Here is a 26,301-nt window from a genome sequence, read left to right as displayed (position 1 = left end):
AACCCGCCCCAGGACGAGATGAACGATCGCACCTGCATCGTTACCCGCAGGCAAGCCGAGCCGGATGAGCTGATCCGTTTCGTCGTCGGCCCGGATTCGGCCGTCGTTCCGGACATCAAGAGAAACCTGCCCGGCCGTGGTTGTTGGGTGAGCGCCGACCGCCTACATATCGACAAGGCGGCGGCGAAGAACCTGTTTGCCCGCGCCTTCAAGGCGCAAGTGACCGTGCCGCCCGATCTCGGCGGCATGGTCGACGGACTGCTTGCACGATCCGCTCTGGGCATGCTCGGCCTTGCTCGCAAGGCCGGCGCAATCGCTCTCGGCGCCACCAAGGTCGAGAGCGCGGTGCGCAGTGGACTGGCGCTTTTCGTGCTCCACGCGACCGAAGCATCCGACGACGGCGTGCGCAAGATCAGCCAGGCGCGGCGGGCAACTGTCCACCTCGGCGGGCCTGCAGTCCTTGCCTACAAACTTTTCTCCGAGGCCGAGTTGAGCTTGGCATTGGGGGGCACAAATGTGATACATGCTGCCGTTCTCGCGGGAGACGCGGGCAAGGCGGTTGAGAAGCGCATGGTTGCGCTCGACCGATATCGGGGCGGAACCCCCGACGATCTGGCAATGCTTGCGGCCGTTGCTGACGAAGATGATGCTGCAGAGGATATGGAATGAGCGATACGAAATCGGGCGACGACAAGACGTTGAGTGTTACACCGAAGAAGACCTTGACGCTGAAGCGCCCCGGTACCGAGCAGAGCGTCGTGCGCCAGAATTTCTCGCATGGCCGCACCAAGCAGGTCCAGGTCGAGATCAAAAAGCGCAAATTCTCCATGCCCGGCGACAAGCCGGAGCCGGTGGCTGCACCCGTTTTGACGCCCAAGCCAGCGGTTGTGGCAGCCCCCGTGGTGCAGGAAGCGCCCAAGGCGCCGCCCCCGCCGCCGCCGGCCGAACGCAGCGGCATGGTGCTGAACGAATTGTCGCGTGGCGAAATGGAAGCCCGGCGCAGGGCGCTCGAAGGCTCCAAGGTTCGCGAGGTCGAGGATCGCCAGCGCGCCGCCGAAGACGCCAAGCGCCGCGCTGAGGACGAGGAGCGCCGCAAGCGCGAGCGCGAGGAATCCGCGCGCCGTCAGGCCGAGGAAGAAGCTCGTCTGCAGACCGAGGCCGAGTCCCGCCGCCGTGCCGAGGAAGAGGCGCGCCGTCGCGCGCCGCTGGCCGCCGAACTGGCGACGGTCGATGACGAGGAAGAGGTCAAGCCGAAACGCACCGGCGTCGGGGCACCGGTTCGCCGTCCGGTCACGCCCGAAGTGGCGCGTCCGGCCAAGCCGACCAAGGCCGAGGAAGACCGTCGTCGCGGCAAGCTGACCCTCAACACGGCGCTTTCCGACGAAGATGCGCGCGCCCGCTCGCTGTCGTCGATGCGTCGCCGCCAGGAAAAATTCAAGCGCGCGATGCACAATGAGCCGCGCGAGAAGGTTATGCGCGAAGTGATCCTGCCCGAAACCATCACCATCCAGGAACTGGCGCAGCGCATGTCCGAGCGCGCCGTCGATGTGGTCAAGTACTTCATGAAGCAGGGCCAGATCCTGAAGCCGGGCGACATTATCGACGCCGACACGGCCGAACTGGTCGCCACCGAATTCGGCCACACGGTCCGCCGCGTCGCCGAGTCCGACATCGAGGAAGGCCTGTTCAACATCGCCGACAATGCCGAGGACCTGGTGTCGCGGCCGCCAGTCGTAACCATCATGGGCCATGTCGACCACGGCAAGACCTCGCTGCTCGACGCCATCCGCAATGCCAATGTCGTCTCCGGCGAGGCCGGCGGCATCACCCAGCATATCGGCGCCTACCAGGTCGAGAAGAACGGTCAGAAGATCACCTTCATCGACACGCCAGGCCACGCCGCCTTCACGGCGATGCGCGCCCGCGGCGCCCAGGCCACCGACATCGCCATCCTGGTGGTGGCGGCCGACGACAGCGTCATGCCGCAGACGATCGAATCGATCAGCCATGCCAAGGCGGCCGGCGTTCCGATCATCGTGGCGATCAACAAGATCGACAAGCACGGCGCCGATCCGCAGAAGGTGCGTTCGGAACTGCTGCGCCATGAAGTGTTCGTCGAATCGATGGGCGGTGAAGTTCTGGACGTCGAAGTCTCGGCGACCAAGGGCACCAATCTCGACAAGCTGCTCGAGGCGATCCTGCTGCAGGCCGAAATTCTCGACCTCAAGGCCAATCCGGACCGCACCGCCGAGGGCGTCGTCATCGAAGCCCAGCTCGACAAGGGCCGCGGCCCCGTCGCCACCGTGCTGGTGCAGACCGGCACCTTGATGCCGGGCGACATTCTCGTCGCCGGCAACGAATGGGGCCGGGTGCGCGCGCTGGTCAACGACCGTGGCGAACAGGTCAAGGAAGCCCCGCCGGCTATGCCGGTCGAGGTGCTTGGCCTGCAGGGCACGCCGCAGGCCGGTGACCGCTTCGCCGTCGTCAACAACGAGGCGCGCGCCCGCGAGATCACCGAGTATCGTCAGCGTCTGGCCCGTGAGAAGGCGGTGGCCAAGCATGCCGGCCAGCGCGGCTCGCTGGAACAGATGATGTCGCAGTTGCAGACGAGCGGGTTGAAGGAATTCCCGCTGGTCATCAAGGGCGACGTGCAGGGTTCGATCGAGGCGATCAGCGCTGCTCTCGACAAGCTCGGCACCGACGAGGTGCGTGCACGCATCGTTCACGCCGGCGCCGGCGCCATCACCGAAAGCGACGTGTCGCTGGCGGAGACTTCGGGCGCCGCCATCATCGGCTTCAATGTCCGCGCCAATGCGCAGGCACGTGCTGCCGCTGTGGCTGCCGGTATCGAGATCCGCTACTACTCGATCATCTATAACCTCGTCGATGACGTGAAGGCAGCGCTTTCGGGCCTGCTTTCGCCGGAACGTCGCGAGACCTTCATCGGCAATGCCGAGATCCTCGAGATCTTCGACATCACCAAGGTCGGCAAGATCGCCGGCTGCCGTGTCACCGAAGGCAAGGTCGAGCGCGGTGCGGGCGTACGCCTGATCCGCGACAACGTCGTCATCCACGAAGGCACGCTGAAGACGCTCAAGCGCTTCAAGGACGAAGTTGCGGAAGTCCCGGGCGGTCAGGAGTGCGGCATGGCCTTCCAGAACTACGAGGACATGCGCGTCGGCGACATCATCGAGTGCTTCCGCGTCGAGATGGTGACCCGGACGTTGTAGTGTCGGCATATGGAGACAGAACCAAGCCTCGAATATCGCTTTGTTCTGTCGCCTGACGACTTTTCAGGAGTCTATTCGAAACAGCGAGACGAAAATCGGCTCGCTGGCTTGAGGCGTTTATCGTACTGCCTCCTGATAGGCATTCCGCTTGTGCTTGCCACCAATGTCCTTGACCGTTCCGGGGCGCTTGCCGGACTTGCCGGTCTTGTCGGGATGATGACTATCGTTGCAGGAATCATGGCCAACCTTCGGCTGATATTCTCGAGAAAAGAAAAGGCTGCTCAATTCGATCCTCGGCCAACCCTTGTCCGGGTCAATCAAGCTGGGATTTCGAAGCTGGTCACGGACTCGGAAAGTCACACAGGCTGGAGTGCTGTAGAGAAGATTACTTTGACCGAATTCGGCATCGGCCTGATAACGCAGCAAGATGCTTGGCTAATTCCGAAGAAGGCCTTTGGGACCGAAAATGAAATGAGAGTTCAGTACGACAACATCGTGTCCGTCATGAATTCAAGCCAGATAGTGCAAACAGCGGAGCAGACTGAGCCACGTACATTGCACTAAGGCAAGCCGGCGTACTTGATGGGGTAGCCAAGTGCGGCCAATGGCGCTAAGTCAGCGGTTTGAGGCGGTTCGAACCCGCACTGAGAGAGAAGCTTTCATGCCAAAATCGTCAAATGCTGGGCCATCCCAGCGCATGCTGCGCGTCGGCGAACAGGTTCGCCATGCGCTGTCGGAAACCTTGCAGCGCGGCGAGATCATTGATCCGGTGATCGAAAACGCCGTGGTGTCTGTGTCGGAAGTGCGCATGTCGCCCGACCTGAAGGTTGCCACTGCTTTTGTCTCGCCGCTCGGCGCAAAGGATACCGGTGCGGTGATCGACGCGCTCAACAAGCATGCAAAATTCGTCCGGGGCCGCGTTTCCGGCGCGCTCCGGCAAATGAAGTTCATGCCTGAGTTTCGCTTCAAGCTCGACACGTCATTCGACAATTTCGCCAGGATCAACGATCTCCTGAAATCGCCCGAAGTCGCCCGCGATCTCGGCCCTGAAGACAACAACGACAAGGACGAGAAATAGTGGGGCGCCGCGGCAAGAAGAAAGGGCGGCCGATTTCGGGCTGGGTGGTGCTGGACAAGCCGGTCGGCATGGGCTCGACCGAAGCCGTCTCCAAGATCAAATGGCTGTTCCAGGCCGAAAAGGCCGGCCATGCCGGCACGCTCGATCCGCTGGCCTCCGGCATGCTGCCGATCGCGCTCGGCGAGGCCACCAAGACCGTGCCTTACGTCCAGGACGGCGCCAAGATCTATCGTTTCACCGTCGCCTGGGGCGAGGAGCGCTCTACTGACGACCTCGAGGGTCCGGTAACGCAAAACTCCGACCGGCGTCCGGCCGAGGCCGACGTCAGGGCGCTGCTGCCGAAATACACCGGCGTCATCATGCAGACGCCGCCGCAATTCTCAGCCATCAAGATAGCGGGCGAACGCGCCTACGACCTCGCCCGCGAGGGCGAGACGGTCGACATACCCGCGCGGGAGATTGAAATCGGCCGCCTCGATATTGTGGAACACGCTGCCGACCGCACCCTTTTCGAGGTCGAATGCGGCAAGGGCACCTATGTGCGCTCGCTGGCCCGCGACATGGGCCGCGACCTCGGCTGTTTCGGCCACATCGCCGAATTGCGCCGGGTTGAGGTAGAACCGTTCACCCAGGAAGATTTCGTCACCGTCGCTGAGTTGGAGGCCGCCCGTTTCGGCGAACAGCGCGAAGCTGACGGCGACGCCGATGTTGTCGATGCGCCGATCGACTTCGGCGCCATCGATGCGCTGCTTGTCGATACTGCGGCCGCGCTCGACTGCCTGCCGCAGATCGCCATCAGCGACGATGCGGCGACAAAAATCCGGCTTGGCAATCCGGTCATCATCCGCGGCCGCGACGCGCCCGTGGAAGCCGAGGAAGCCTGCGCCACCGCGCGCGGCAAGCTGGTCGCCATCGGCGCCATCGAGCAAGGCATGTTCAAGCCCAAGCGGGTCTTTGCCGGCTGACCACTCTCGTCTAGTTTCACTTCGAGGTTACATCCGAGGGGCAGATGGCAAAGGCTGAGGCGGTGAAAAACCGGGTGCCGGTGAAAACGCGGCGGCCGCCGGTCGGCGCCTCGCCGGGCACGCTGATCGCCGATCCGGCGGCGCGCCGCTCCGAGCTCCGGCTGACGCTGATCTCGCCGGAAAAATTCAAGACCATCGACAAGGCCAGCATCGATGATCTCAACACCCATTGCGACAACTGGCCGGTCGTCTGGCTGGACTGCACCGGGCTGGCCAACATCCAGTTGATCGAGGAGATCGGCCGGATTTTCAACCTGCATCCGCTGGCTCTGGAAGATGTCGTCAACACCGGCCAGCGGCCGAAGGTCGATTTCTTCGAGGATCACGCCTTCGTCGTCATGCGCATGATCGACGACGTCAAGGTGCATCGCTACGAGCAGATCGCGGTGTTCTTCGGCAGGAATTTCGTTGTCACCTTCCAGGAGCGCGAAGGCGATCCGTTCGATCCCGTACGCAAGCGCATTGCCGCCTCGCTGCCCAATCGGCTGCGGATGCGCGGCGCCGACTATCTGGCCTATGCGCTCATCGACTCCATCGTCGACAGCTATTTCCCGCCGATTGAGGCCGCGGGCGAGGAGGTCGACGGCATCGAAGACGAGATGCTCAACACCCCGCACAAGCATCAGATGCGGCAACTGCACGAATTGCGGCGCGACGCCAATGTGCTCAAGGGCGTGCTGTGGCCGATGCGCGACGCACTGGCGACGCTGATCCGCAACGACGTGCCCTATGTGAAGGCTGAGACGAAGATATTCTTCAATGACACGCTCGACCACGCACTGCGGCTGATCGAACTGGTCGAGAACCAGCGCGACATGCTGACCGGCCTGATTGAAATGCATCTGTCGCTGAGCCAGGCGCGCACCAACGATGTCATCTCTTATCTGACCATCGTCTCGGTGATCTTCATGCCGCTCACCTTCCTGGTTGGTATCTGGGGCATGAATTTCGACCCCGAAACCTCGCCATGGAACATGCCGGAACTGAAGGCCTATTACGGCTATCCGGCTTCGCTGCTGTTCATGCTGGCCGTTGCTGTCGGCCTGATCGTCTTCTTCAAACGGAAGAAGTGGCTATAAGCTTCTGGTGCCAGAAAAGTCTTGGATTCCAGGGCAAAAGCCCGCGAAAAGCCGGCTTTGTGAATTGGGCTGGTGTTTTCCGGGGAATTGCCCTATATGCGCCGCAGCATAGCGCCTTGACGCTTTGCATGCACGGCCCCTGCTGGACGACATCCCGGCTGTGGGCGACCCGTTTCCTCAAACAGATAAGGAAAAACACGATGTCGATTACTGCCGAGCGCAAACAGGAATTGATGGGTGAATTCGCAACCGCCAAGGGCGATACCGGGTCTCCGGAAGTCCAGGTGGCCATCCTTTCCGAGCGCATCAAGAACCTGACCGACCACTTCAAGGACCACAAGAAGGATAACCATTCCCGCCGTGGTCTGCTCGCTCTCGTCTCCCAGCGCCGCAGCCTGCTTGATTATCTCAAGCGCAAGGATGACGCGCGCTACCAGACGCTGATCGAGAAGCTCGGTCTGCGCCGTTGACGAATTGACCGGCGGGCTTTCTTCGGAGAGCCCGCCGGTCGCGCATTCTGCCAGTCGCATCGACTGGCCAGACCCGGTTTCGAGCGTGCAGAGGGCCACTCGAAACCGCCCATGGACGGTCATGGGGCAGGATTGCAGGACGCTCGTGCGCTGACCAGCGCCGAAATTTACCCGAGCTTCCCGTTGTCTTGCCCGTGGCTGCCCGAGAAAGGAAGCCAGGGAAAGGGCATCCGCGCACCGTGAAACGGCGCGGCCCTTTCCGCTTATTAAGGACAAGACATGTTCAATCACCACAAAGTGGAAATCGAATGGGGCGGTCGTCCGCTCATCCTGGAAACCGGCAAGATCGCGCGTCAGGCTGACGGCGCGGTGCTAGCGACCTACGGCGAAACCAAGGTTCTCGCCACCGTCGTTTCGATGAAGGAGCCGAAGCCAGGTCTCGATTTCTTCCCGCTGACCGTCAACTACCAGGAAAAGACCTACGCCGCCGGCAAGATCCCGGGCGGCTACTTCAAGCGCGAAGGCCGTCCGAGCGAAAAGGAAACGCTGGTTTCCCGCCTGATCGACCGCCCGATCCGCCCGCTCTTCGCCGATGGCTACAAGAACGACACCCAGATCGTCGTCACCGTCGTCCAGCATGACCTCGAAAACGATCCGGACATCCTGTCGATCGTCGCCACCTCGGCCGCTCTGACGCTCTCGGGCGTCCCCTTCATGGGCCCGGTCGGCGGCGCCCGCGTCGGCTACATCAACGGCGAATATGTGCTCAACCCGCATGTCGACGAAATGCAGGAATCCAAGCTCGACCTCGTTGTCGCCGGCACCGCCGACGCCGTTCTGATGGTCGAGTCCGAAGCCAAGGAACTTGGCGAAGAGCTGATGCTCGGGGCCGTCATGTTCGGCCACAAGGGCTTCCAGCCGGTCATCGACGCCATCATCAAGCTGGCCGAAGTTGCCGCCAAGGAACCGCGCGATTTCACGGCGCCGGATTATTCCGCGCTTGAAGCCGAGATGCTGAAGATCGTCGGCGACGAGCTCAGCAATGCCTACAAGAACGTCGACAAGCAGAAGCGCTACGCCGCCGTCGACGCCGTCAAGGCCAAGGTCAAGGCAGCGTTTGCCCCGGCCGAAGGCGAAGACGCCAAGTACACGTCCGAGCAGATCGGTTCGGTGTTCAAGGAACTTCAGGCCAAGGTCGTGCGCTGGAACATCCTGGACACCGGCTCGCGCATCGACGGCCGTGACCTCAAGACGGTCCGCAAGATCGTCTCGGAAGTCGGCGTTTTGCCGCGCACCCACGGTTCGGCGCTGTTTACCCGCGGCGAGACCCAGGCGCTGGTCGTTGCCACGCTCGGCACCGGCGAGGACGAGCAGTATGTCGATTCGCTGACCGGCATGTACAAGGAGAAGTTCCTCCTTCACTACAACTTCCCTCCCTACTCCGTCGGTGAGACCGGCCGCATGGGTTCGCCGGGCCGCCGCGAAATCGGCCACGGCAAGCTCGCTTGGCGCGCTATCCGTCCGATGCTGCCCTCCGCTGACCAGTTCCCCTACACGCTGCGCGTCGTGTCGGAGATCACCGAGTCCAACGGCTCGTCGTCGATGGCCACCGTCTGCGGAACCTCGCTGGCGCTGATGGATGCCGGCGTTCCGCTGGCCAAGCCCGTCGCCGGTATCGCCATGGGCCTGATCAAGGAAGGCGAGCGCTTCGCGGTTCTCTCTGACATCCTGGGTGACGAAGATCACCTCGGCGACATGGACTTCAAGGTCGCCGGCACCGCCAACGGCATCACCTCGCTGCAGATGGATATCAAGATCGAGGGCATCACCGAGGAGATCATGAAGATCGCGCTGGACCAGGCCAAGGATGGCCGCCAGCATATCCTCGGCGAGATGGCGCATGCTCTGACCGGCGCCCGCCCCGAACTCGGCGAGTTCGCCCCGCGCATCGAGGTCATGCACATCCCGACCGACAAGATCCGCGACGTTATCGGCTCGGGCGGCAAGGTCATCCGCGAGATCGTCGAGAAGACAGGCGCCAAGATCAACATCGAGGATGACGGCACGGTCAAGATCGCTTCGTCGAACGCCAAGGAGATCGAGGCGGCCAAGAAGTGGATCCACACCATCGTCGCCGAGCCGGAAGTCGGCGAGATCTACGAAGGCACGGTCGTCAAGACCGCCGACTTCGGCGCTTTCGTCAACTTCTTCGGTCCGCGTGACGGCCTCGTCCACATCTCGCAGCTTGCCAACGACCGGGTCGCCAAGACCTCGGACGTCGTCAAGGAAGGCGACAAGGTCTGGGTCAAGCTGATGGGCTTCGACGAGCGCGGCAAGGTCCGCCTGTCGATGAAGGTCGTCGACCAGGCCACCGGCAAGGAAATCGCCCGCGACAAGAAGGCCGAAGGCGAAGAAAACGCCGCCTGAGCGGTCCGAGAATGACATTGAAACGGGCGCGGCTTATGTCGCGCCCGTTTTCGTTTTAGAGCAGTTCCAGGAAAAGTATGAGGCGGTTTTCCCGGGAAAGGCGCGTAGCGCTTTGCCTTGGGAACTGCGTCAAATCAAAGAGATCGACAATGGCCGCTGAGCCGCTGAAGACACTGTTCCATCCCTTCGAGGCCGAGGCGCTGCCTCCGCCGCAAAAAGGCGAGCGTGTGCTGTTCCTGGGTGCGGAACCTGGTTTCCGCTTGCCTGAAGGTTTCGAGGCGACGCTCCATCTCGTGCAGGGCTTCCGGCCGCATTTCCGCGCGCTGGAGCGTGCCGGCCACACGGTGACACCCCGTCCGGAAGGCGATGCATTCGATGCAGCGCTCGTCCTCGTTGGCCGTCATCGCGGTCAGAACGAGATGCGCATTGCCGAGGCGATCGCACGCGTCACGCCTGGCGGGCTGATCGTCGTCGCCGGCGGCAAGGAGGACGGCATCGACAGCCTGCGCAAGCGCATCGACGAGCTTGTCCCGCTCGAAGGCCATCTGCCGAAACATCACGGCATTGCCTTCTGGCTTCGCCGTCCTGTCGATCTGGTCGCCGCGGAAAAACTCCGGGCCGCCAACCCTGTCGCGCTGATCGATCGCCGCTTCCGCACCGCGCCCGGCATGTTTTCCTTCGACCGCATCGATGCCGGCTCAAAGCTTCTGGTCGACAACCTGCCCAAAGACCTGGGTGGCAAGATCGCCGATTTTTGCGCCGGCTGGGGCTATGTCGCCGCCGAGGTCGCTGCAAGTTCGCCCGGCATAACGGGGCTCGACCTCTATGAGGCGGGTTTCGACGCGCTTGAGGCGGCAAAGGGCAATATCGGCGTGACCAGCTTCGAGCCGGGCTTCTTCTGGATCGATCTGCTGAGCGAGCCGGTCGAGCGGCGCTATGACGTGATCGTCATGAACCCACCCTTCCATCGCAGCCGCGCGGCCGAGCCGGAAATCGGCGCCGGCATGATCCAGGCGGCGGGCAAGGCGCTGAAGCCGGGCGGGCGGCTGTTCATGGTGGCAAACCGCCAGCTGCCTTACGAGCCGGTTCTGAAGGCTGTCTTCTCCAGCCATTCCGAACTCGCCCGCGACGGCATGTTCAAGGTCTTTGCAGCGCGTCGATAGGCAACTTCCGGAAAGGCGCGTAGCGCCGCCTCAATGCATGCTGACGATGCGCGCCGGCTCGTGGACGGGAATGGTCGCTCGGATCTCGCCGGGCTTGATCTTGAGCGGCGCCGGCCTGCCGAACAGATAGCCTTGCACCATCTCGCAGCCGGCTGCTCTCAAGAGCGTCGCCTGGTTCTCGGTCTCGACGCCTTCGGCGATAATGCCGACACCAAGCGCCCGTGACAGGCCGACGATAGTGGAGACGACGGCACCCGAATTGGAATCGGTGTCCATGCGGCTGATGAAGGAACGGTCGATCTTCAGCTTGCCGAACGCGAAGTCGATCAGATAGCTCAGATTGGAATAGCCGGTGCCGAAATCGTCGACGGCCACCGAAATGCCCATGTCGGCAAGCTGCTGCAGGATGATGGCGGCGCGGTCGCGGTCCTGCATCATCGCCGTCTCGGTCAGTTCGAGCTCCAGCCGTGACGGCTTGATGCCGGTGCTGGCCATCGTGTCGCGCACGATACCGACGAAATCCTTGGTCATGAACTGGACCGGCGAGATGTTGACGGCAACAAAGCAGTCCTCGGGCAAATGGCGGGCATCGCTGCAGGCCTTGTGCAGCACCCAATTGCCGATGGGGTGGATCATGCCGGTCTCTTCGGCGATCGGAATGAACTCCATCGGCGGGATCATGCCGCGTTCGGGATGCTTCCAGCGGATCAGCGCCTCGTAGCCGACGATGCGGCCGCTCGGCAGGTCGAGCTGCGGCTGGTAGTGGAGGTCGAAATCGCCGCGGTCGAAGGCAATGTGCAGCTCGGATTCGATCCAATGGCGGTAGTCGGCTACCTGGCCCATGTCGGAATGGAAGACCGCCCAGTTGCCCACCCCGCCGGCGCGCGCATTCTGCAGCGCCAGGTTGGAGCGGCGCAGGACGAGGACCGGATCGACGCCGTCCTTCGGCATCGCCACGACGCCCACCGACAGGCCGACCGATTGCAGGTGGGAATCGAGCTGATAGGGCTTCAGCATCTCCTCGATCAGGGTTTCGACAGTGGCTTCCATCGATCCCTGCATCTCATGTTCCGAGACGAGGACGGCGAATTCGCCGGCACCGATGCGCCCCATCACCGTGCCTTCAGGCATGCAGGCCCTCAGTCGCTTGGTAAAGGCGCGGATCAGTTCGTCGCCATGGCTGTAGCCGATCGCGTCGTTGATCTGTTTGAAGCGGTCGATGTCGATGTCGATGAGGAACACCGGCTCGCCGGTCTTGATCGTCGCCGACGCAGCGTCGGCAACCTTGCCGACCATGGCCGGCCGCGCCAAAAGCCCGGTCAGCTTGTCGAAATGGGTTTCGTTGAAGACGTAGTCCACCGATTCGTCAACGCCGGCGAAGAAAGATAGGGCCGCACCGGCGGCGGCCAGCGCGCACAAAGCCGACGCGATGCCGACCATGGTTCCCGCCTGCATGCCGGCAAAGCCGTCACCGAAACCGAACCGGAGACCCCAGAGCCCGAGAATGAAACTGCCAAGCCCCGAGGCGGCGACGGTGAGCAGCCGGAACACAGGTGTTCGCTTCGGATTGCTGACAGCAGGCATTACTCAGTCCCTGTCGCATGATCTCGAAAATCAACTCGACTTTCCGGAAAGATCACATGCAAATTCATAAATCCTAAAGCATCCTTTGCGCCCAGAAAGAACGCGCAGTGCCCTAGCCATAGGACTTATAGCGGATATCTCCTTAAAATGAGTTTCCGCCAATGCATCTAATTTTACTGGAAGAACTGGGAGCATGATCGCGAAAAGTGATCTCAGGTTCTCTCGGGCAAACGGGAACCGTTTGTCCAGAGATCATGCTTAACCAAAAGAGATAGAGCCCTATCCCGATTTCATCGGAATAGAACAGGCTCTAATCGCGTCCGCTGTCCGTCTGCTTCAACTCATCCAGTGTTGGCATGGACACGATGTGATAGCCGGAATCGACATAATGAATCTCGCCGGTGACGCCCGACGAGAGGTCGGACAAAAGATAGAGCGCCGAGCCGCCGACCTCATCGATTGTCACGGTGCGGCGCAGCGGCGAGTTGCGCTGCTGGTAGGAATACATGTGGCGGGCGTCCGAAATCCCTGCGCCGGCCAGCGTGCGGACGGGTCCCGCCGATATGCCGTTCACCCTGATGCCGCGCGGGCCGTAATCATTGGCGAGATAGCGCACGCTGGCCTCGAGCCCGGCCTTGGCGACGCCCATAACGTTGTAGTTCGGCATCACGCGGACGGAGCCGGCATAGGTCAGCGTGATCATCGCGCCGCCATCGCTCATCAGCGGGGCGGCATGGCGAGCAATCTCGGTGAACGAATAGCAGGAGATGACCATGGTGCGGACGAAATTGTCTCGGCTGGTGTCGGCGTAGAGCCCCTTGAGCTCGTTCTTGTCGGAAAAGCCGATGGCGTGGACGACGAAGTCGAGTCCGCCCCATTCCTTGCCGAGCGTCTCGAAGGTGGCCGCGACTGATGCGCTGTCCTCGACGTCGCAGGGCACGACCAGCGACGCCCCGAGCTTTTCGGCGAGCGGCTTGACGCGGCGTCCGAAGGCATCGCCCTGATAGGTGAAGGCGAGCTCCGCCCCATGTTCGGACAATTTCCTGGCGATGCCCCAGGCGATCGAATGATCGTTGGCGACGCCCATGACAAGCCCGCGCTTGCCCTTCATCAGTCCGTCCATGGCCGGCAATCCTTATATAAAAGCGCTGGCCTTATGCGGAATAGCGCTGGAAAACGAGCGTTGCGTTGGTTCCACCGAAACCGAACGAATTGGACAAAACCGTGTCGATCCTGGCATCGTCGATACGCTTGCGCACGATCGGCATGCCCTCGAATTCCGGATCGAGGTTTTCGATATGGGCGCTTTCGCCGATGAAGCCGCCTTGCATCATCAGGATCGAGTAGATCGACTCCTGCACGCCGGCGGCGCCCAGCGAATGGCCGGTCAGCGACTTGGTCGAAGTGATGAACGGCATCTTGTCGCCGAACACCTCGCGGATGGCGCCCATTTCCCGGGAATCGCCGACCGGCGTCGAGGTGCCGTGGGTGTTGATGTAGTCGACCGGCGTAGACACTGTCGCCAGCGCCTGGCGCATGCAGCGCACCGCGCCTTCGCCGGACGGCGCCACCATGTCATAGCCATCCGACGTCGCGCCGTAGCCGACGATTTCGGCATAGATCTTGGCGCCACGCGCCTTGGCGTGTTCGAGTTCCTCCAGGATGAGGACGCCCGCGCCGCCGGCAATGACGAAACCGTCGCGGTTGGCGTCGTACGCGCGGGACGCCGTTGACGCCCTGTCGTTATACTTCGACGACATCGCGCCCATGGCATCGAACAGGTCCGACATTGTCCAGTCGAGGTCTTCATGGCCGCCGGCAAACATCACATCCTGCTTGCCCCATTGGATCAGCTCGTAGGCATTGCCGATGCAATGCGCCGAGGTCGAGCACGCCGACGAGATCGAATAATTGACGCCGTGGATCTTGAACCAGGTGGCGAGCGTCGCCGACGCGGTCGACGACATTGCCTTCGGCACCGCGAACGGACCGATGCGCTTGGGGCTGTTGTTCTTGAGTGTGATCTCGGCCGCCTCCACGATGGTGCGGGTGGACGGACCGCCCGATCCCATGACGATGCCGGTGCGCTCATTGGTGATGTCGCTTTCGCCAAGGCCGGCGTCGGCGATGGCCTGGTCCATGGCGACATGGTTCCAGGCTGCACCCTGGCTCAGGAAGCGCATGGCGCGACGGTCGATCATGGCCGACGGGTCGAGCGTCGGCGCGCCCCAGACCTGGCAGCGGAAGCCGTGTTCGGCGAAGGAATCGGAGAAGCTGATGCCCGATTTGGCATCGTAGAGCGAGGATTGCACCTCGTTGGCATTGTTGCCGATCGACGATACGATGCCGAGGCCTGTGACGACGACCCTTCTCATTCGCAACTCCTTCCAGCGGATGATCCCGAAACCGTAGCCGGTTTTGGCCGGCGATCATACGCAAAATCAAAATGCTGCAGCGTCATTGCGCGTTCCGGGAAACGCCCTGCTGCAGTGGCGCCGGTCAGGCGGCCGATTGCTTGGACAGCCCCACCTTGAGGTCTGTCGCCGCGTATATGGGTTCGCCGTCGGCCTTAAGCCAGCCATCGGCGATGCCGAGCACCAGGCGCCCGCGCATGACGCGCTTGAAATCGATGCCGTATTCGACCTTCTTGACCGATGGCGTCACCATGCCCTTGAATTTCACTTCGCCGGTCGACAGCGCCATGCCCTTGCCCGGTTCGCCGAGCCAGCCGAGGTAGAACCCCGTCAATTGCCACATGGCGTCGAGGCCCAGGCAGCCCGGCATGATCGGATTGCCGATGAAATGGCAAGCGAAGAACCACAGGTCCGGCTTGATGTCGAATTCGGCGCGGATGAAGCCCTTGTCGTGGGCGCCGCCGGTCTCGCTGATCTCGGTGATGCGATCGAACATCAGCATCGGCGGGTAGGGCAACTGGGCGTTACCGGGCCCGAACAACTCGCCGCGGGCACAGGCCAGCAATTCCTCATAACCGTAGCTGGATTTCGAACCCGCCATCAATCTCGTCCCCATAATAGTCCCGGGCGGTGGGCGCCCTTGTCGTTGGTTTCCTAACACAATCCATTTCGAGCCGGAAACCGGCGTTTGCGCTTAACCCGCCCGTCTGCCCGGGTCAATGCGCGCTCTCGCATCGGCCCGGAAATCGATTTCGATTTCCGGAAAGCACGATGCGACGCCAAATAAGTGATAGAGCGCACTTTGTGCGTCCAACTGGACGCACGTCGCTCTATTGATCGCATTCGGCCAACAGAATATATGTCGGAGGGTATCCAGTTTCGGCCGATGACGTTTTTTCGCCACTCTGGGGGTGTCTTGAGGCGGAACTGTGGGCTTGGACGAATAGATGGATCTGGGCTGCCGGAAGGAAAATGTCGCTGTGGACAAGCGGGTTCGCGAAGCCGGCCTGAGGCCGACGCGCCAGCGCATTGCGCTGGCCGACCTGCTTTTTGCCAAAGGCGACCGCCACCTTTCGGCCGAGGAACTGCATGAGGAGGCGATCGCCGCCGGCGTGCCGGTCTCGCTTGCCACCGTCTACAACGCCCTTCACCAGTTCACCCAGGCCGGCCTGCTGCGCATCCTCGCGGTCGAGGGGTCGAAGACCTATTTCGACACCAACACCTCCGATCACCATCATTTCTACATCGAAGGCGAAAACAGGATCTTCGACATAGAAAGCGGTCCGGTGACCGTCTCCAACCTGCCGGAGCCACCCGCGGGCATGGAGATCGCCAATGTCGACATCGTCGTGCGGCTGCGCCCCAAGCGCGGCGTTTGATTCCAGCCTAAATGTCCAAGGCGGATATCTCGTCCCTTAGAGCGAGAGATCTTGCGAGTAGAGCTTGGGCTGAAGTTGCGGACTCGCTGGACCTCCAACTGTCACCCCTAGGTGTCCGCGCAATCGAGGCGCTTTCTCCTCAGGATGGGGAAGCGGTGCTCGACGTAGGTTGTGGTGCTGGCCAATCGGTCTTGCAACTCGCGGATCGGGTGGGACCCGGAGGCACGGTCACAGGAGTCGACATAGCTCCCCGCCTGTTAGAGATAGCATGTCGCCGTGCGGCGGGGCGCAGCCGGGTGGACTTCATTGAGTGCGATGCACTGAAGCTCGCACTTCCAGAACATAGCTTCGACTGTGTCTTTTCGCGCTTCGGCGTGATGGCTTTCCAGGACCCCATCGCTGCCTTCTCAAACTTCCGGCGAATGTTGAGACCATCAGGGCGGTTAGCCTTCGTTTGCTGGCGATCGCTGGACGAAAACGAATTGGATTTGTTTCCCCTGCGGGCAGCAGGTCTCGAAGGATGGCTCGACCCGACACCTTTCAGCTTCGCAGACCCCGGCTATATCCGAAACACGCTGCAGGCAGCCGGTTTTGTGCATGTCGGAATCCAAGCGCACGACGAGATGGTCTCCAATGGAGATTTGGATGCGATGGTTGCCGTGCTGCTGAGCGTAGGGCCGCTTGGCAAGATCATTCGAGAGAATCTGGGTATGCGGGCAGCTGCGGAATCCAGCGTACGCACGGCCCTTGGCGAGCGAGGGAACCAAGCCGCTGTAACTTTGAAAGCGGCGACTTGGGTTGTGACCGCCCGGCGATAGTTCCAAAATATGCTGCGGTTTGGCCCACCATATGCATTGGCTCCACCCGTCACAGAGGCAGCGTGTGTACGAAATTCTTGGTTCTCAGTTCTTGACGTGCTCGCCGGGATAGGCGCCCCAGACCTGCGACTGGGCGATCCAGCCGGTGAGGCCGTCGAAGGTCATTTCGCACCACTGGCCATCGCAGGTTTTGATCGTGCCTGTCACGCCCGGCTCGATGATGGCGACGACGCTGGCGTCCTTGTCGGCATCGTCGAGCAGATTGATTCGGCCGCCCTTGCTGCGCTGCCAGGGGGCGACGATCGCTGTGCGGCGGCCCGACAACAGCGACTGGTTGATCCAGCCCTCCGAACCGTCGGCATCGCGCACGCGCCGCCACGTATCGAATTCCTGGATGATTTCCATAGGCAGCCCGGCCTTTGTGTACATCCAGTCGACGGAATAGTTGGCGCCAGGGCCGACGCGCGAGTTGACGCGGGCTGATTTCAGGCTGACGAAACGCGGCAGCGGCAGGCCGCTCGGCCCAAGCGTCACCGTCTGCGCAGGCGCGGCAGCACCTTGCGCCGCGGCTTGCGGGGAATGCAGGAGAGCGCCGAGAAGCGCTGCGCTGAGGACCAGGCGAAGCGACGCGAAACCAGACACTTTCGTTCCTTTCGGCGCCTGCCCTTTGGCCATGGCGCCCCTTTTTCTTTGTCTTCGGCGGCACCGCTTGTTACAGGAGTGGCAGGCACCGCGACCGGTATTCAGTTTCGCCTGTCTTGGTTAAAGAGGTCTCAACGAGATCGGGTTCGAGGAAACAATGGCAGGCAAAAAACGGCCTCTCGTCGTCATCACGCGCAAGCTCCCTGATCCGGTCGAGACCCGCATGCGCGAACTGTTCGACGCCAGGCTGAATGTCGAGGACAGGCCGATGACGCAGCCGGAGCTGGTCGCGGCGGTCAAGGAAGCCGACGTGCTGGTGCCGACCATAACCGACCAGATCGACGCCGCGCTGATTGCCCAGGCCGGCGACAATCTCAAGCTGATCGCCAATTTCGGCAATGGTGTCGACAAGATCGACGTGGAGGCGGCAGCCAAGAAAGGCATCACCGTCACCAACACGCCGAACGTGCTGACCGAAGACACCGCCGATATGACCATGGCGCTGATGCTGGCGGTGCCGCGTCGGCTGGCGGAAGGGGCCAATGTGCTGACCGGCGACAAGAAATGGGCCGGCTGGTCGCCGACCTGGATGCTCGGCCGGCGCATCTGGGGCAAGCGCCTCGGCATTGTCGGCATGGGGCGCATCGGAACCGCGGTCGCCAGGCGCGCCAAAGCCTTCGGCCTGTCGATCCACTATCATAACCGCCATCGCGTGCTGCCGGCGGTCGAGGAAGGACTGGAGGCGACCTATTGGGAAAGCCTCGACCAGATGCTTGCCCGCATGGACATCATCTCGGTCAATTGCCCGTCGACGCCAGCCACCTTTCATTTGCTGTCAGCGCGGCGGCTGGCGCTGCTGCAACCCACCGCTTACATCGTAAACACAGCGCGCGGCGACATCATCGACGAGGAGTTTCTGGTCAAGCTGATCCAGGACGGCAAGATCGCCGGCGCCGGCCTCGACGTCTACGAGCACGAGCCGGCGCTGAGCAGCAAGCTCTTGAAGCTCGCGGCCAAGGGCAAGGTCGTGCTGCTGCCGCATATGGGCTCGGCGACGCTCGAAGGCCGCATCGACATGGGCGAGAAGGTCATCATCAACATCCGCGCCTTCGTCGACGGCCACCGCCCGCCGGACCGCGTGTTGCCGCTCAGGATCTGAAGTCGACGGCGTTCAGATGGCGGTTGTAAGTGCGCCGTCGTCAGCGACGCTCACCCGCTTTCCACGGTAGGCCGCGAACGCACCGCGCTCCAGCCTGAGCGCCACCGGCGTCCGCCAGCCCATTTCCCTGCCAACAATCAACCCGAGCAGCAGGATCGCGTCCGGTTCGTGCAGCACGAGCGCCGCCGGCGCATGGCCGTTGTGGACGAGCTCCATCAGCACGGCGGAGGCGGAGGACGAACCGATCGTGCCTGGCAGGAACAGCACGCGGCCGGCAATGGTCTCGCCATGCTGCGGGTGGCGGACATCGGCGATGCGGCCGCTCTGCGGATCGACGCCGCCCCAGAAGCTGATCGGCGCGGTCAGCACCAGGGCTTCGCCTTCGCCGGCTCGACCCGGCACCAGGATTTCGGCCAAGGCGCTCATGCGGCAATATCCGTAAATCTTGGCTTGCCGGCAACCGCGCTTTCGACGCAGTCGGCCAGCGAGCCATAAAGCACGGCGTAGCCGGTATTGCCCGGCGCATATTGCGCGAATTTTCCTGAATTGGTCATTAGCACGCCGCCGGCAAGGTCCGGCAGGATCGGCGTCACCACCACGCAAGTGTCGGCAACGATGACCACCCCGCTCGCCTCGAGCGCCTTGCGCTGGCCGCTCCGTTCGAGCGTTGTGAGCACATGGCGGCCGGTGCAGGCGTAAATCGGCACGTGAAGCCGCCGCCCGCCGATCAACTCCTCCAGCGCGTCGAATTCGGCTGAAGACAGATGAGGACTGCCGATCGCCACCGCATCGATGGCGGTTTGAGTGATTGCGGTGGACAGGCCGGCGCGGGCCTTCGCGGCCATTTCCGGCGTGACGCGGATCACCGTTTCCGGCCTGCCGCCGGCCAGGATGGTCTCGGCGTCGGGCGCCTCGGGTGTCACGCCGGCAATGTGGAAGAGGCCGACCGCACCCGATGATGCTGCCGCCGCGCCGAAGGCTTTCAGCGCATCCTCGCCGGGATGGCTGGATACGCCGGCGACGACGCCGACCGCATTGCCGACCTCGCGGCCATAGAGACTGCCCAGCACCGGCCAGGCGATCTCCGAACCTAGGAACGAGGCGGAGAGGCCGGACACATCGAACACCAGCCGCGCCTGCCGGTTCTCGACGCGGTGCAGGCCGTAATCCGGCGCGCGGCCCGATATGGCGCAGGCGATGTCGAGGAAATCACCATAGCGGTTGGTGCGCGCGCCCAGAACCGAATTGCAGAACACCACGGCGTTGGATTCGCCCCAGGCGACGTCGCTGCCAAGCGCTGGCCTGTGGCCGGCCTGATAGGGCGCGCAGGTCCAGCTCTGCTCGCAGCCCAGCTTGCGGTAGGCCTCCATCATCCGCCGCGCCATGCCGCGCGCCGGCTCTTCGAGGCGCACGCGCGAGCAGCCCATCAAATCGAGTGCGCCGACATTGAGCGTCGCGCGCACCGCAACGCGCGCGCCGCCCTCGACAAGTCTTTCAGCAAACAACGTGCCGGAATCGCCGTGATAGAGCGCACCGTCTATATGCGCCGAGGCGATCGGGATCAGCCGCGGCGCGCCGAGGAGTGCCGCGCTTTCGGCAACGATGCGCATCGCCATCGCCGCGCCATCCTGGCCCGAGGCGATTGCCTGCTCCTCTGCGCTGAGGGCGAGGCTCACTTGAGCTCCTTGCGCATGGTGATCGAAGTCGGCCGGTCATAGCCCTGATGTGCGGTGCGCGCGATTTCGCGAAAGCCGAGACGGGCAAAGGTCGCGTGATTTGCCGTGAGTTCGATCCGCGTCTGCAGTTCGATGGCTGATTTGTTGCGGCCGCGGGCAAAATCCTCGACAGCCTGCATCAGCTGCCGGCCGATGCCTCGTCCCTGAAATTCAGGCTCGACGGCAAGCTTGCCGACATAGACATCAGTGGTCCTCTCCAGGGCGAAGATACAGCCGGCGATCAGGCCATCCTGCAGCGCCAGGAGCACCGCTTCCCGCTCGGCCTTGTCCTTAAGGCTTTCAGGGCTCAGCAGATGCGCCGAGGAGGGCGGGTCGATGACGCCATCCATCGGCGCAAAGGCCCGCAAGATCAGGCTGAGCAGTTCGTCCCAGCGATCGAAGCCGGGGGCAAGCTGCGTGACCAAAACGCCGACGGACTGATCCATACGCTCAGCTTCTCTTGTAGCGAATGGTATCGAAGCGCGCCGACAGCGCATCGTAAAGCAGCAGCCGGCCGACCAGCGGTTCGCCGATGCCGGTGATCAGCTTGATCGCTTCCATCGCTTGCAGCGTGCCGATGACGCCGGTCAGCGCGCCGACGACGCCGGCCACCGCGCAGGACGGCACCAACCCTTCCGGCGGCGCCTCGGGAAAGAGGTCGCGATAGCTTGGGTTAGGTTTGCCGTCGGCGCCGGTTTCGAACGGCATCAGCACCGTCACCGAGCCGTCGAAGCGGCCGACCGCCGCATGCACCAGCGGCCGCTTCTCCGCCGCGCAGGCATCGGCCACGACATAGCGCGTCTCGAAATTGTCGGAGCCGTCGACAACGATGTCGTAGCGCGCAATGAGCGCAGCGGCGTTCTCGGCCGTCAGCCTGAATTCGTGCTGTTCGACAGCGACATGGGGATTGATACGGGCGATCGCCGCCTTGGCGCTTCCGGTCTTTGCGGTGCCGACCGTGTCGGTGGCATGGATTACTTGCCGCTGCAAATTGGACAGCGAGACGATGTCGTCGTCGACAATACCGAGCGTGCCGACGCCGGCGGCAGCAAGATACTCCAGCACCGGCGCACCGAGTCCGCCGGCGCCGATGACCAGCACCCGGGCCCGCTTCAGCCTCTGCTGGCCGGCGCCGCCGATCTCAGGCAGCACGATGTGGCGGGCGTAGCGCTCAAGCTCTTCGTCGGTGAGGGCGGTAGGGGTCATTGCCGGACCTTATAGCGAGCAAAAAACCTTGTCAGGTGTCTTTGGTTGGCCCAACCGTGCCGTGATCAACGGTGAGGAATTGCGCGCGTCCTCTAAGGCTGGAAAACAGCGCGGCGTCGGTTCCGGTCATGAAGGCCTGGCAGTTCAATTCTTCCAGGATCGAGAACAGCGCGGCGCGCCGGCCGGCGTCGAGGTGGGCGGCGATCTCGTCGAGGAGCAGGATCGGCGTCATTCCCGACATTTCGCCGGTTAGCCTTGCATGCGACAAAACGATGCCGACCAGCAGCGCCTTCTGCTCGCCGGTCGAGCAGAGTTCTGCCGGCATCGCCTTGGGGCGGTGGCGCACGAGAAGATCCGAACGGTGCGGACCGTCCAGCGTGCGTCCGGCAGCGCGGTCGCGCTCGCGGCCATCTGCGAGGGCGGCGCGATAGCGTTCCTCGACGTCGACCGCTGGCGAAGTGGCCACATCGCTTTCCAGGTCGCCGAACAGGCTGATATCGGCTTGCGGAAACGGCCCGCTGCTGGGCAGCCTGTCGATCATGGCGGCGAGCAGGCGCACCAGTTCGGCGCGCGCCGCGGCGATCGCCACGCCGGTCTCGGCCATCTGCATCTCGATGGCATCGAACCAGGCGCTGTCGCGCGAGCCTTCCGTAAGCAATCGGTTACGTCCGCGCATCGCCTTCTCATAGTCGAGCGCGCGCTGGCCATGGCCGGGATCGATCGCCAGCACCAGCCGGTCGAGAAAGCGCCGGCGGTCGGCGGCGGGTCCCGGAAACAGCCCGTCCATCGCCGGCGTCAGCCAGACGACGCGCAGCCATTCGAGCATGGCATCGGCCGAGCGCGCCGGCGCACCATTGATGCGCACCTTGCGGCCGCCTTCGCCGGCGGCTTCGCCACCGGTGATGCCGGTGCCGATCTCGACCTGGCCATCCGGTCCGTCGAGCCTTGCATGCAGCGCAAAACCGCCATCGCCGCCTTCGCGGGCCACGTCGGCATAGGGCGCGCGGCGCAGGCCGCGGCCCGGCGTCAGCAAGGAGATGGCTTCCAGGAGATTGGTCTTGCCGGCGCCATTGTCGCCGGAAAACACCACAGCGCCCGGGGAAAGGTCGATCTCCAGCGCGGCATAGTTGCGGAAGTTCGTAAGTATTAGCTTACTTATATGGCTTTGCTGGGGCAACCGCTATCCGCCTGTAGAAGTCGCCGCAATCGTCGCGCCGAAGGTTTGCCGCAGCGCGGCTACACCCGCATCGGCATCAGCACGTAGAGCGCGGTTTCGTCGGCCATGTCGTGGATCAGGGTCGGCGAACCGGCATCGGCCAGCATGAATTTCGCTTCCGTGCCGGTCAACTGGGCGGCGACGTCGAGCAGATATTTCGCATTGAAGCCGATCTCTATTGGATCGGACGAGTAATCGGCGGCCAGTTCCTCGGTGGCGCTGCCAGAATCCGGATTGTTCACCGCAAGCGTCACCTGGCCCTCGGCGATCGAAAGCTTCACCGCGCGGCCACGCTCGGAGGAAATGGTCGAGACCCGGTCGACGGCGGCGGCAAAACTCTGGCGATCAATGATCAGCTTCTTGTCGTTGCCGGTCGGAATGACCCGCTGATAGTCCGGGAAGGTGCCATCGATCAGCTTCGAGGTCAAAACCACGCTGCCGATGGTGAAGCGGATCTTGGTGTCGGACAATTCGGTGGTGACGGCGACATCCGGATCATCGACCAGCTTCTGCAACTCGCTGACCGTCTTGCGCGGAATGATGATGCCCGGCATGCCCTCGGACCCAGCCGGGGCGTCGATTTCGGCGCGCGCCAGGCGGTGGCCGTCGGTTGCCACCGAACGCAGCTTCAGCTTGTCGCCGGCTTCATGCGTGTGCAGGTAGATGCCGTTCAGATAATAGCGCGTCTCTTCGGTGGAGATGGCGAACTGGGTCTTCTCGATCAGGCCTCTCAAGGCGACGGAATCGAGCCGGAAGATATGCGAGAACGACCCGGCCGAAAGCTCGGGGAAATCGGACTGCGGCAGGCATTGCAGGCGAAAGCTCGAGCGGCCCGACGTCACCGTCATGGCATTGCCGTCCTCGTCGGTCTTCAGCATCACCTCGGCGCCGTCGGCCAGTTTGCGCACGATGTCGTAGAGCAGGTGCGCCGGAACCGTCGTCGCCCCGCCGCGCTCGACCTTGGCGGGTGTCGCTTCGGTCACTTCGAGGTCGAGGTCGGTGGCTTTCATTTCAAGGCTGGCGCCCTCGGCGCTGAGCAGCACGTTCGACAGGATCGGTATGGTGTTGCGCCGTTCGACCACGCGATGAACATGGTTGAGCGACTTCAGGAGATTTGACCGTTCCAGGATAACACGCATGACGAAACAGGCTCGCTTGAATGAATGAACGGGTCACCAGTGGGCGGCGCCCCGCGAAAGGTCTGAACAGGCTCAGAATCTATGCAAACTGACAGGAAAAAGCCGTTAAACGCAAGCCCGCGCCACCGGTTCGCGCCGGTTACGCGGGCTTTCTGGGGATAAAGCGGGCAATGGCCGCCAACCTATGCGTGTCGCCTAAAAGTGCGCAACGGTTTTGGGACAACGACATGCATCAAAACAAGAAATTTAAAGCGCGCCGACCGAATACTCCAAACCCGGCGCGCTCTGTTTGCCTTGCCGCTCAGGCCTGGTCGTTGATCAGCCGCCTGAGCAGTTCCAGCTCCTGCGCCAGCGTGTTGTCGACGCCGGAAAGGTCCTCGATCTTGCGCACGGCATGCAGCACCGTGGTGTGATCGCGACCGCCGAAACGCCTGCCAATTTCCGGCAACGAACGTGGTGTCATCACCTTCGACAGGTACATGGCGACCTGCCGTGGCTTGACGATGGTGCGCGTGCGCCGGTTGGACAGAAGCTCTGTCTTCGACACATTGTAGTGGCGCGCCACGATGCGTTGGATGTCCTCGATGCGCACCCGCTTCGGCTCGCCCGAGCGATAGATGTGGCCGAGGATTTCGTCGATGCGGTCGATGGTGATCGCCGGCTCGAATGACTGACGGAACAGCAGCTGGTTGAACGCGCCTTCCAGTTCACGCCCGCTGCCGGTCACGGTGCGGGCGACGTGGTTGAGGATCTCCTCCGAAATATTAAGCGAGGCATCGTCGACCTTGGCTGTGGCAAGCCGCAGCTTGAGCATGCCGATGCGCATGGCGAAGTCCGGCGCCGACATTTCGAGCGCGACACCGCCATTGAGGCGCGAGCGCACGCGCGGCTCCAGCGATTCCAGTTCCGACGGCGGCCTGTCGGCAGCAACCACCACCTGCTTGGCGCTGTCGAGCAACATGTTGATGAGATGGCAGAATTCATGCTGGATCGACTTGCCCTGCAGGAACTGCATATCGTCGATGATCAACAGGTCGATGTCGCGCAGCTGTTCCTTCAGCGTCAGTGCATTGTTGTCGCGGATCGCGGTGGCGAAGCGCCACATGAAATATTCGGCCGTGAGATAGACGACGCGCGACTTCGGGTTCTGTTTCAGCGACTCGGCTGCGATCGCCTGCAAAAGGTGCGTCTTGCCAAGACCGACGGTGGCATGGAGGAACAGCGGATTGAAGCGCACCGCGCTCGACTGCGATTCCGCCACGGCTTTGGCGGCAGCGAAGGCCACCCGGTTCGACGGGCCTTCAATAAAGGAGCCGAACGTGTAGCGCGGATCAAGCGGCGACCCCAGCACATTGTGCCGGAACTCGGCCTCGATCGGCGTGCCGGGGCGAGGGGCGGGCGCCCGCTCCACCCGGCCTGGACCCGCCGTGCCGGCCGCCAATGCGGTTTGCGTCTGCTTGGTCATCTTGCGCGCAGGCACGGCTTCGGGCTCGACGCCATTGCGGGCCGGACGGGTCGCGGTGCGCACGACGATCTCGATTTTCAGGACCTCGGGGTCTTCGTGCTTCCACAGGTCGGCGATGAGGTCGAGATAGTGACCATTGATCCACGAGCGCAGGAAGGCCGTGGGCACAGAGATGCGTACAATGCCCCGGGAAGCCTCCGCCACCTTCATCCGACCGAACCAGCTCGAATAGACCTCGGTTCCCAGACGCGCCTTCAACTGGGCCTTGACCCGGTCGAACTTCTGTTCCGCGTCGCTGGAAGCCGCCATGTCGTGCGCTCCGACCAATGTTCCAGGAAATGGCAGGTCGCCCGTAAGCTCCCGCTCGATGCCGCTCTGCATGATTGTGCGTCCCTTGTTCTTCTGTACCTTTTTTCCGCCGGGAATGCGCCTCCTGCACCCATGTTTCCGACGACCGTATCTTCGCTGCAACACCACCACCGCCGCCGGCGAATGACGTTGCCTCGTCAGCAAGGGATCGGTCCGGCTGCCTAAAGCCAGTCCGTCTGACATGTTTCGGGCAAAGCAACGCCACCCGGCGAAAACGCCGGTGCGCCATCAACCTGCCATGAACAAATTACGCCAGTCCCCTACCGCCTCGAAAAGACAAACCATACCCGTTCGCGGAATTGATCCGCGTCATGAATTCTGCCACTGTGAGCTGGCCGATTCAGGCTGGGTTATGGGCTAATGGCCCGTCCCTTTCGATAAATCGACATTACCGAAATCGCTGTGGATAGGGCAAGGCCACGTCTAACGGATTTTTAAGGAATCTGGTTACTGATGAAGGGTTCGGGTCCCGTCCTGGAACCGTAGATTTTGACAAAGCCATTGTGATTCAAACCCTTTTGCCGCGAATATGAAAATGGCTGTGCGGTTTGAAATTTTCTGAAATAATTCGCTTGACACCAACTTGCCGCCTGTCGCCCACAGGCGATGTGAACAAGCTGTGGATCACCGACTGCAAGTCATTGAAAAATATCAGTAATTTGTGACAGCCAAATTTATTGGCGCGGGCCTTTTCGGCGGATTGGAATATCAGTGGGAGTGTAT

The 26,301-nt window shown here is 62.6% G+C and carries 24 protein-coding genes; 12 read left to right on the top strand and 12 right to left on the bottom strand.

The window, feature by feature from the left end:
* The first annotated feature begins 18 nt into the window (after positions 1 to 18).
* The 9 genes from FJV77_RS19605 to FJV77_RS19565 all read left to right on the top strand — a co-directional run bounded on the left by FJV77_RS19605 (position 19) and on the right by FJV77_RS19565 (position 10,472).
* Complete coding sequence (locus FJV77_RS19605; protein ID WP_112566403.1) at positions 19 to 669, top strand: RNA-binding protein; 651 nt, start codon at positions 19 to 21, stop codon at positions 667 to 669.
* Positions 666 to 3,230 (top strand): translation initiation factor IF-2, encoded by a 2,565-nt coding sequence (gene infB, locus FJV77_RS19600; protein ID WP_142868409.1) that lies wholly within the window; start codon positions 666 to 668, stop codon positions 3,228 to 3,230. Before FJV77_RS19605 ends, infB begins: the two co-directional genes overlap by 4 nt.
* A gap of 9 nt (positions 3,231 to 3,239) precedes the next feature.
* Entirely contained in the window at positions 3,240 to 3,794 is a 555-nt protein-coding gene (locus FJV77_RS19595) for a hypothetical protein (protein ID WP_142868408.1), read from the top strand.
* Between the two features lie 97 nt (positions 3,795 to 3,891).
* Positions 3,892 to 4,308 (top strand): 30S ribosome-binding factor RbfA, encoded by a 417-nt coding sequence (gene rbfA / locus FJV77_RS19590; RefSeq protein ID WP_142868407.1) that lies wholly within the window; start codon positions 3,892 to 3,894, stop codon positions 4,306 to 4,308.
* Positions 4,308 to 5,273 carry a tRNA pseudouridine(55) synthase TruB gene (gene truB, locus FJV77_RS19585; protein ID WP_142868406.1) on the top strand — a complete coding sequence of 322 codons (966 nt, stop codon included), beginning with the start codon at positions 4,308 to 4,310 and terminating at the stop codon, positions 5,271 to 5,273. The genes rbfA and truB overlap by 1 nt, the downstream gene beginning before the upstream one ends.
* Before the next feature lie 44 nt (positions 5,274 to 5,317).
* Positions 5,318 to 6,412 (top strand): magnesium/cobalt transporter CorA, encoded by a 1,095-nt coding sequence (gene corA / locus FJV77_RS19580; protein ID WP_142868405.1) that lies wholly within the window; start codon positions 5,318 to 5,320, stop codon positions 6,410 to 6,412.
* A gap of 200 nt (positions 6,413 to 6,612) precedes the next feature.
* Complete coding sequence (gene rpsO / locus FJV77_RS19575) at positions 6,613 to 6,882, top strand: 30S ribosomal protein S15 (protein ID WP_006202929.1); 270 nt, start codon at positions 6,613 to 6,615, stop codon at positions 6,880 to 6,882.
* Between the two features lie 279 nt (positions 6,883 to 7,161).
* Positions 7,162 to 9,309: a polyribonucleotide nucleotidyltransferase gene (gene pnp / locus FJV77_RS19570; RefSeq protein ID WP_142868404.1), complete on the top strand. Its 2,148-nt coding sequence runs from the start codon at positions 7,162 to 7,164 to the stop codon at positions 9,307 to 9,309.
* Between the two features lie 149 nt (positions 9,310 to 9,458).
* Complete coding sequence (locus FJV77_RS19565) at positions 9,459 to 10,472, top strand: class I SAM-dependent methyltransferase (protein ID WP_142868403.1); 1,014 nt, start codon at positions 9,459 to 9,461, stop codon at positions 10,470 to 10,472.
* A gap of 30 nt (positions 10,473 to 10,502) precedes the next feature.
* Here FJV77_RS19565 and FJV77_RS19560 read toward each other — a convergent pair whose 3' ends face one another.
* The 4 genes from FJV77_RS19560 to fabA form a co-directional block, all read right to left on the bottom strand.
* Positions 10,503 to 12,056, bottom strand: a complete 1,554-nt coding sequence (locus tag FJV77_RS19560) for a bifunctional diguanylate cyclase/phosphodiesterase (protein ID WP_142868402.1) — start codon at positions 12,054 to 12,056, stop codon at positions 10,503 to 10,505.
* 310 nt (positions 12,057 to 12,366) lie between these two features.
* The gene (fabI, locus tag FJV77_RS19555) at positions 12,367 to 13,179 is read right to left on the bottom strand and encodes an enoyl-ACP reductase FabI (protein WP_142868401.1); all 813 of its coding nucleotides are present in this window, start codon (positions 13,177 to 13,179) and stop codon (positions 12,367 to 12,369) included.
* 31 nt (positions 13,180 to 13,210) lie between these two features.
* A complete protein-coding gene (gene fabB, locus FJV77_RS19550) occupies positions 13,211 to 14,431 on the bottom strand; it encodes a beta-ketoacyl-ACP synthase I (protein ID WP_142868400.1) in 1,221 nt (406 codons plus the stop codon).
* A 124-nt stretch (positions 14,432 to 14,555) separates the two neighbouring features.
* On the bottom strand, positions 14,556 to 15,071 hold the full coding sequence (fabA, locus tag FJV77_RS19545) for a 3-hydroxyacyl-[acyl-carrier-protein] dehydratase FabA (RefSeq protein ID WP_023669566.1): 516 nt from the start codon (positions 15,069 to 15,071) through the stop codon (positions 14,556 to 14,558).
* 346 nt (positions 15,072 to 15,417) lie between these two features.
* Between fabA and irrA the strand changes: the two genes are divergently transcribed.
* Together irrA and FJV77_RS19535 are read left to right on the top strand one after the other, a co-directional pair.
* A complete protein-coding gene (gene irrA, locus FJV77_RS19540; protein WP_142868399.1) occupies positions 15,418 to 15,849 on the top strand; it encodes an iron response transcriptional regulator IrrA in 432 nt (143 codons plus the stop codon).
* A gap of 11 nt (positions 15,850 to 15,860) precedes the next feature.
* Positions 15,861 to 16,667 (top strand): class I SAM-dependent methyltransferase, encoded by an 807-nt coding sequence (locus FJV77_RS19535; protein ID WP_142868398.1) that lies wholly within the window; start codon positions 15,861 to 15,863, stop codon positions 16,665 to 16,667.
* An 84-nt stretch (positions 16,668 to 16,751) separates the two neighbouring features.
* Here FJV77_RS19535 and FJV77_RS19530 read toward each other — a convergent pair whose 3' ends face one another.
* Positions 16,752 to 17,309, bottom strand: a complete 558-nt coding sequence (locus tag FJV77_RS19530; protein ID WP_142868397.1) for an SH3 domain-containing protein — start codon at positions 17,307 to 17,309, stop codon at positions 16,752 to 16,754.
* 157 nt (positions 17,310 to 17,466) lie between these two features.
* On the opposite strand from FJV77_RS19530, the gene FJV77_RS19525 reads away from it, so the two are divergent.
* A complete protein-coding gene (locus FJV77_RS19525; protein WP_142868396.1) occupies positions 17,467 to 18,468 on the top strand; it encodes a D-glycerate dehydrogenase in 1,002 nt (333 codons plus the stop codon).
* Positions 18,469 to 18,480: 12 nt separating this feature from the next.
* Here FJV77_RS19525 and FJV77_RS19520 read toward each other — a convergent pair whose 3' ends face one another.
* The 7 genes from FJV77_RS19520 to dnaA form a co-directional block, all read right to left on the bottom strand.
* Positions 18,481 to 18,894, bottom strand: a complete 414-nt coding sequence (locus FJV77_RS19520; RefSeq protein WP_142868395.1) for a DUF126 domain-containing protein — start codon at positions 18,892 to 18,894, stop codon at positions 18,481 to 18,483.
* Positions 18,891 to 20,144 (bottom strand): aconitase X catalytic domain-containing protein, encoded by a 1,254-nt coding sequence (locus FJV77_RS19515; RefSeq protein WP_142868394.1) that lies wholly within the window; start codon positions 20,142 to 20,144, stop codon positions 18,891 to 18,893. The genes FJV77_RS19520 and FJV77_RS19515 overlap by 4 nt, the downstream gene beginning before the upstream one ends.
* Positions 20,141 to 20,629 (bottom strand): GNAT family N-acetyltransferase, encoded by a 489-nt coding sequence (locus tag FJV77_RS19510; protein WP_142868393.1) that lies wholly within the window; start codon positions 20,627 to 20,629, stop codon positions 20,141 to 20,143. Before FJV77_RS19510 ends, FJV77_RS19515 begins: the two co-directional genes overlap by 4 nt.
* Before the next feature lie 4 nt (positions 20,630 to 20,633).
* The gene (locus FJV77_RS19505) at positions 20,634 to 21,389 is read right to left on the bottom strand and encodes a molybdopterin-synthase adenylyltransferase MoeB (RefSeq protein WP_142868392.1); all 756 of its coding nucleotides are present in this window, start codon (positions 21,387 to 21,389) and stop codon (positions 20,634 to 20,636) included.
* Between the two features lie 31 nt (positions 21,390 to 21,420).
* The gene (gene recF / locus FJV77_RS19500) at positions 21,421 to 22,566 is read right to left on the bottom strand and encodes a DNA replication/repair protein RecF (protein WP_142868391.1); all 1,146 of its coding nucleotides are present in this window, start codon (positions 22,564 to 22,566) and stop codon (positions 21,421 to 21,423) included.
* Between the two features lie 59 nt (positions 22,567 to 22,625).
* Positions 22,626 to 23,744 carry a DNA polymerase III subunit beta gene (gene dnaN / locus FJV77_RS19495; RefSeq protein WP_142868390.1) on the bottom strand — a complete coding sequence of 373 codons (1,119 nt, stop codon included), beginning with the start codon at positions 23,742 to 23,744 and terminating at the stop codon, positions 22,626 to 22,628.
* A gap of 301 nt (positions 23,745 to 24,045) precedes the next feature.
* On the bottom strand, positions 24,046 to 25,590 hold the full coding sequence (dnaA, locus tag FJV77_RS19490) for a chromosomal replication initiator protein DnaA (RefSeq protein WP_142868389.1): 1,545 nt from the start codon (positions 25,588 to 25,590) through the stop codon (positions 24,046 to 24,048).
* Positions 25,591 to 26,301 lie beyond the last annotated feature (711 nt).

Origin of the sequence: Mesorhizobium sp. WSM4306, assembly GCF_007003975.1 — a bacterium.
Classification (GTDB): Bacteria; Pseudomonadota; Alphaproteobacteria; order Rhizobiales; family Rhizobiaceae; genus Mesorhizobium.
The sequence above is the reverse complement of the archived record's forward strand: the minus strand, read 5'-3'. Positions and strand labels throughout refer to the sequence as shown.

What these genes read in the sequence shown, in the direction of transcription:
- FJV77_RS19605 (WP_112566403.1), top strand. Translation starts at nt 19, where the DNA reads ATGAACGATCGCACCTGCATCGTTACCCGCAGGCAAGCCGAGCCGGAT.
- infB (WP_142868409.1), top strand. Translation starts at nt 666, where the DNA reads ATGAGCGATACGAAATCGGGCGACGACAAGACGTTGAGTGTTACACCG.
- FJV77_RS19595 (WP_142868408.1), top strand. Translation starts at nt 3,240, where the DNA reads ATGGAGACAGAACCAAGCCTCGAATATCGCTTTGTTCTGTCGCCTGAC.
- rbfA (WP_142868407.1), top strand. Translation starts at nt 3,892, where the DNA reads ATGCCAAAATCGTCAAATGCTGGGCCATCCCAGCGCATGCTGCGCGTC.
- corA (WP_142868405.1), top strand. Translation starts at nt 5,318, where the DNA reads ATGGCAAAGGCTGAGGCGGTGAAAAACCGGGTGCCGGTGAAAACGCGG.
- rpsO (WP_006202929.1), top strand. Translation starts at nt 6,613, where the DNA reads ATGTCGATTACTGCCGAGCGCAAACAGGAATTGATGGGTGAATTCGCA.
- pnp (WP_142868404.1), top strand. Translation starts at nt 7,162, where the DNA reads ATGTTCAATCACCACAAAGTGGAAATCGAATGGGGCGGTCGTCCGCTC.
- FJV77_RS19565 (WP_142868403.1), top strand. Translation starts at nt 9,459, where the DNA reads ATGGCCGCTGAGCCGCTGAAGACACTGTTCCATCCCTTCGAGGCCGAG.
- FJV77_RS19560 (WP_142868402.1), bottom strand. Translation starts at nt 12,056, where the DNA reads ATGCCTGCTGTCAGCAATCCGAAGCGAACACCTGTGTTCCGGCTGCTC.
- fabI (WP_142868401.1), bottom strand. Translation starts at nt 13,179, where the DNA reads ATGGACGGACTGATGAAGGGCAAGCGCGGGCTTGTCATGGGCGTCGCC.
- fabB (WP_142868400.1), bottom strand. Translation starts at nt 14,431, where the DNA reads ATGAGAAGGGTCGTCGTCACAGGCCTCGGCATCGTATCGTCGATCGGC.
- fabA (WP_023669566.1), bottom strand. Translation starts at nt 15,071, where the DNA reads ATGGCGGGTTCGAAATCCAGCTACGGTTATGAGGAATTGCTGGCCTGT.
- irrA (WP_142868399.1), top strand. Translation starts at nt 15,418, where the DNA reads ATGGATCTGGGCTGCCGGAAGGAAAATGTCGCTGTGGACAAGCGGGTT.
- FJV77_RS19535 (WP_142868398.1), top strand. Translation starts at nt 15,861, where the DNA reads ATGTCCAAGGCGGATATCTCGTCCCTTAGAGCGAGAGATCTTGCGAGT.
- FJV77_RS19525 (WP_142868396.1), top strand. Translation starts at nt 17,467, where the DNA reads ATGGCAGGCAAAAAACGGCCTCTCGTCGTCATCACGCGCAAGCTCCCT.
- FJV77_RS19520 (WP_142868395.1), bottom strand. Translation starts at nt 18,894, where the DNA reads ATGAGCGCCTTGGCCGAAATCCTGGTGCCGGGTCGAGCCGGCGAAGGC.
- FJV77_RS19510 (WP_142868393.1), bottom strand. Translation starts at nt 20,629, where the DNA reads ATGGATCAGTCCGTCGGCGTTTTGGTCACGCAGCTTGCCCCCGGCTTC.
- FJV77_RS19505 (WP_142868392.1), bottom strand. Translation starts at nt 21,389, where the DNA reads ATGACCCCTACCGCCCTCACCGACGAAGAGCTTGAGCGCTACGCCCGC.
- dnaN (WP_142868390.1), bottom strand. Translation starts at nt 23,744, where the DNA reads ATGCGTGTTATCCTGGAACGGTCAAATCTCCTGAAGTCGCTCAACCAT.
- dnaA (WP_142868389.1), bottom strand. Translation starts at nt 25,590, where the DNA reads ATGCAGAGCGGCATCGAGCGGGAGCTTACGGGCGACCTGCCATTTCCT.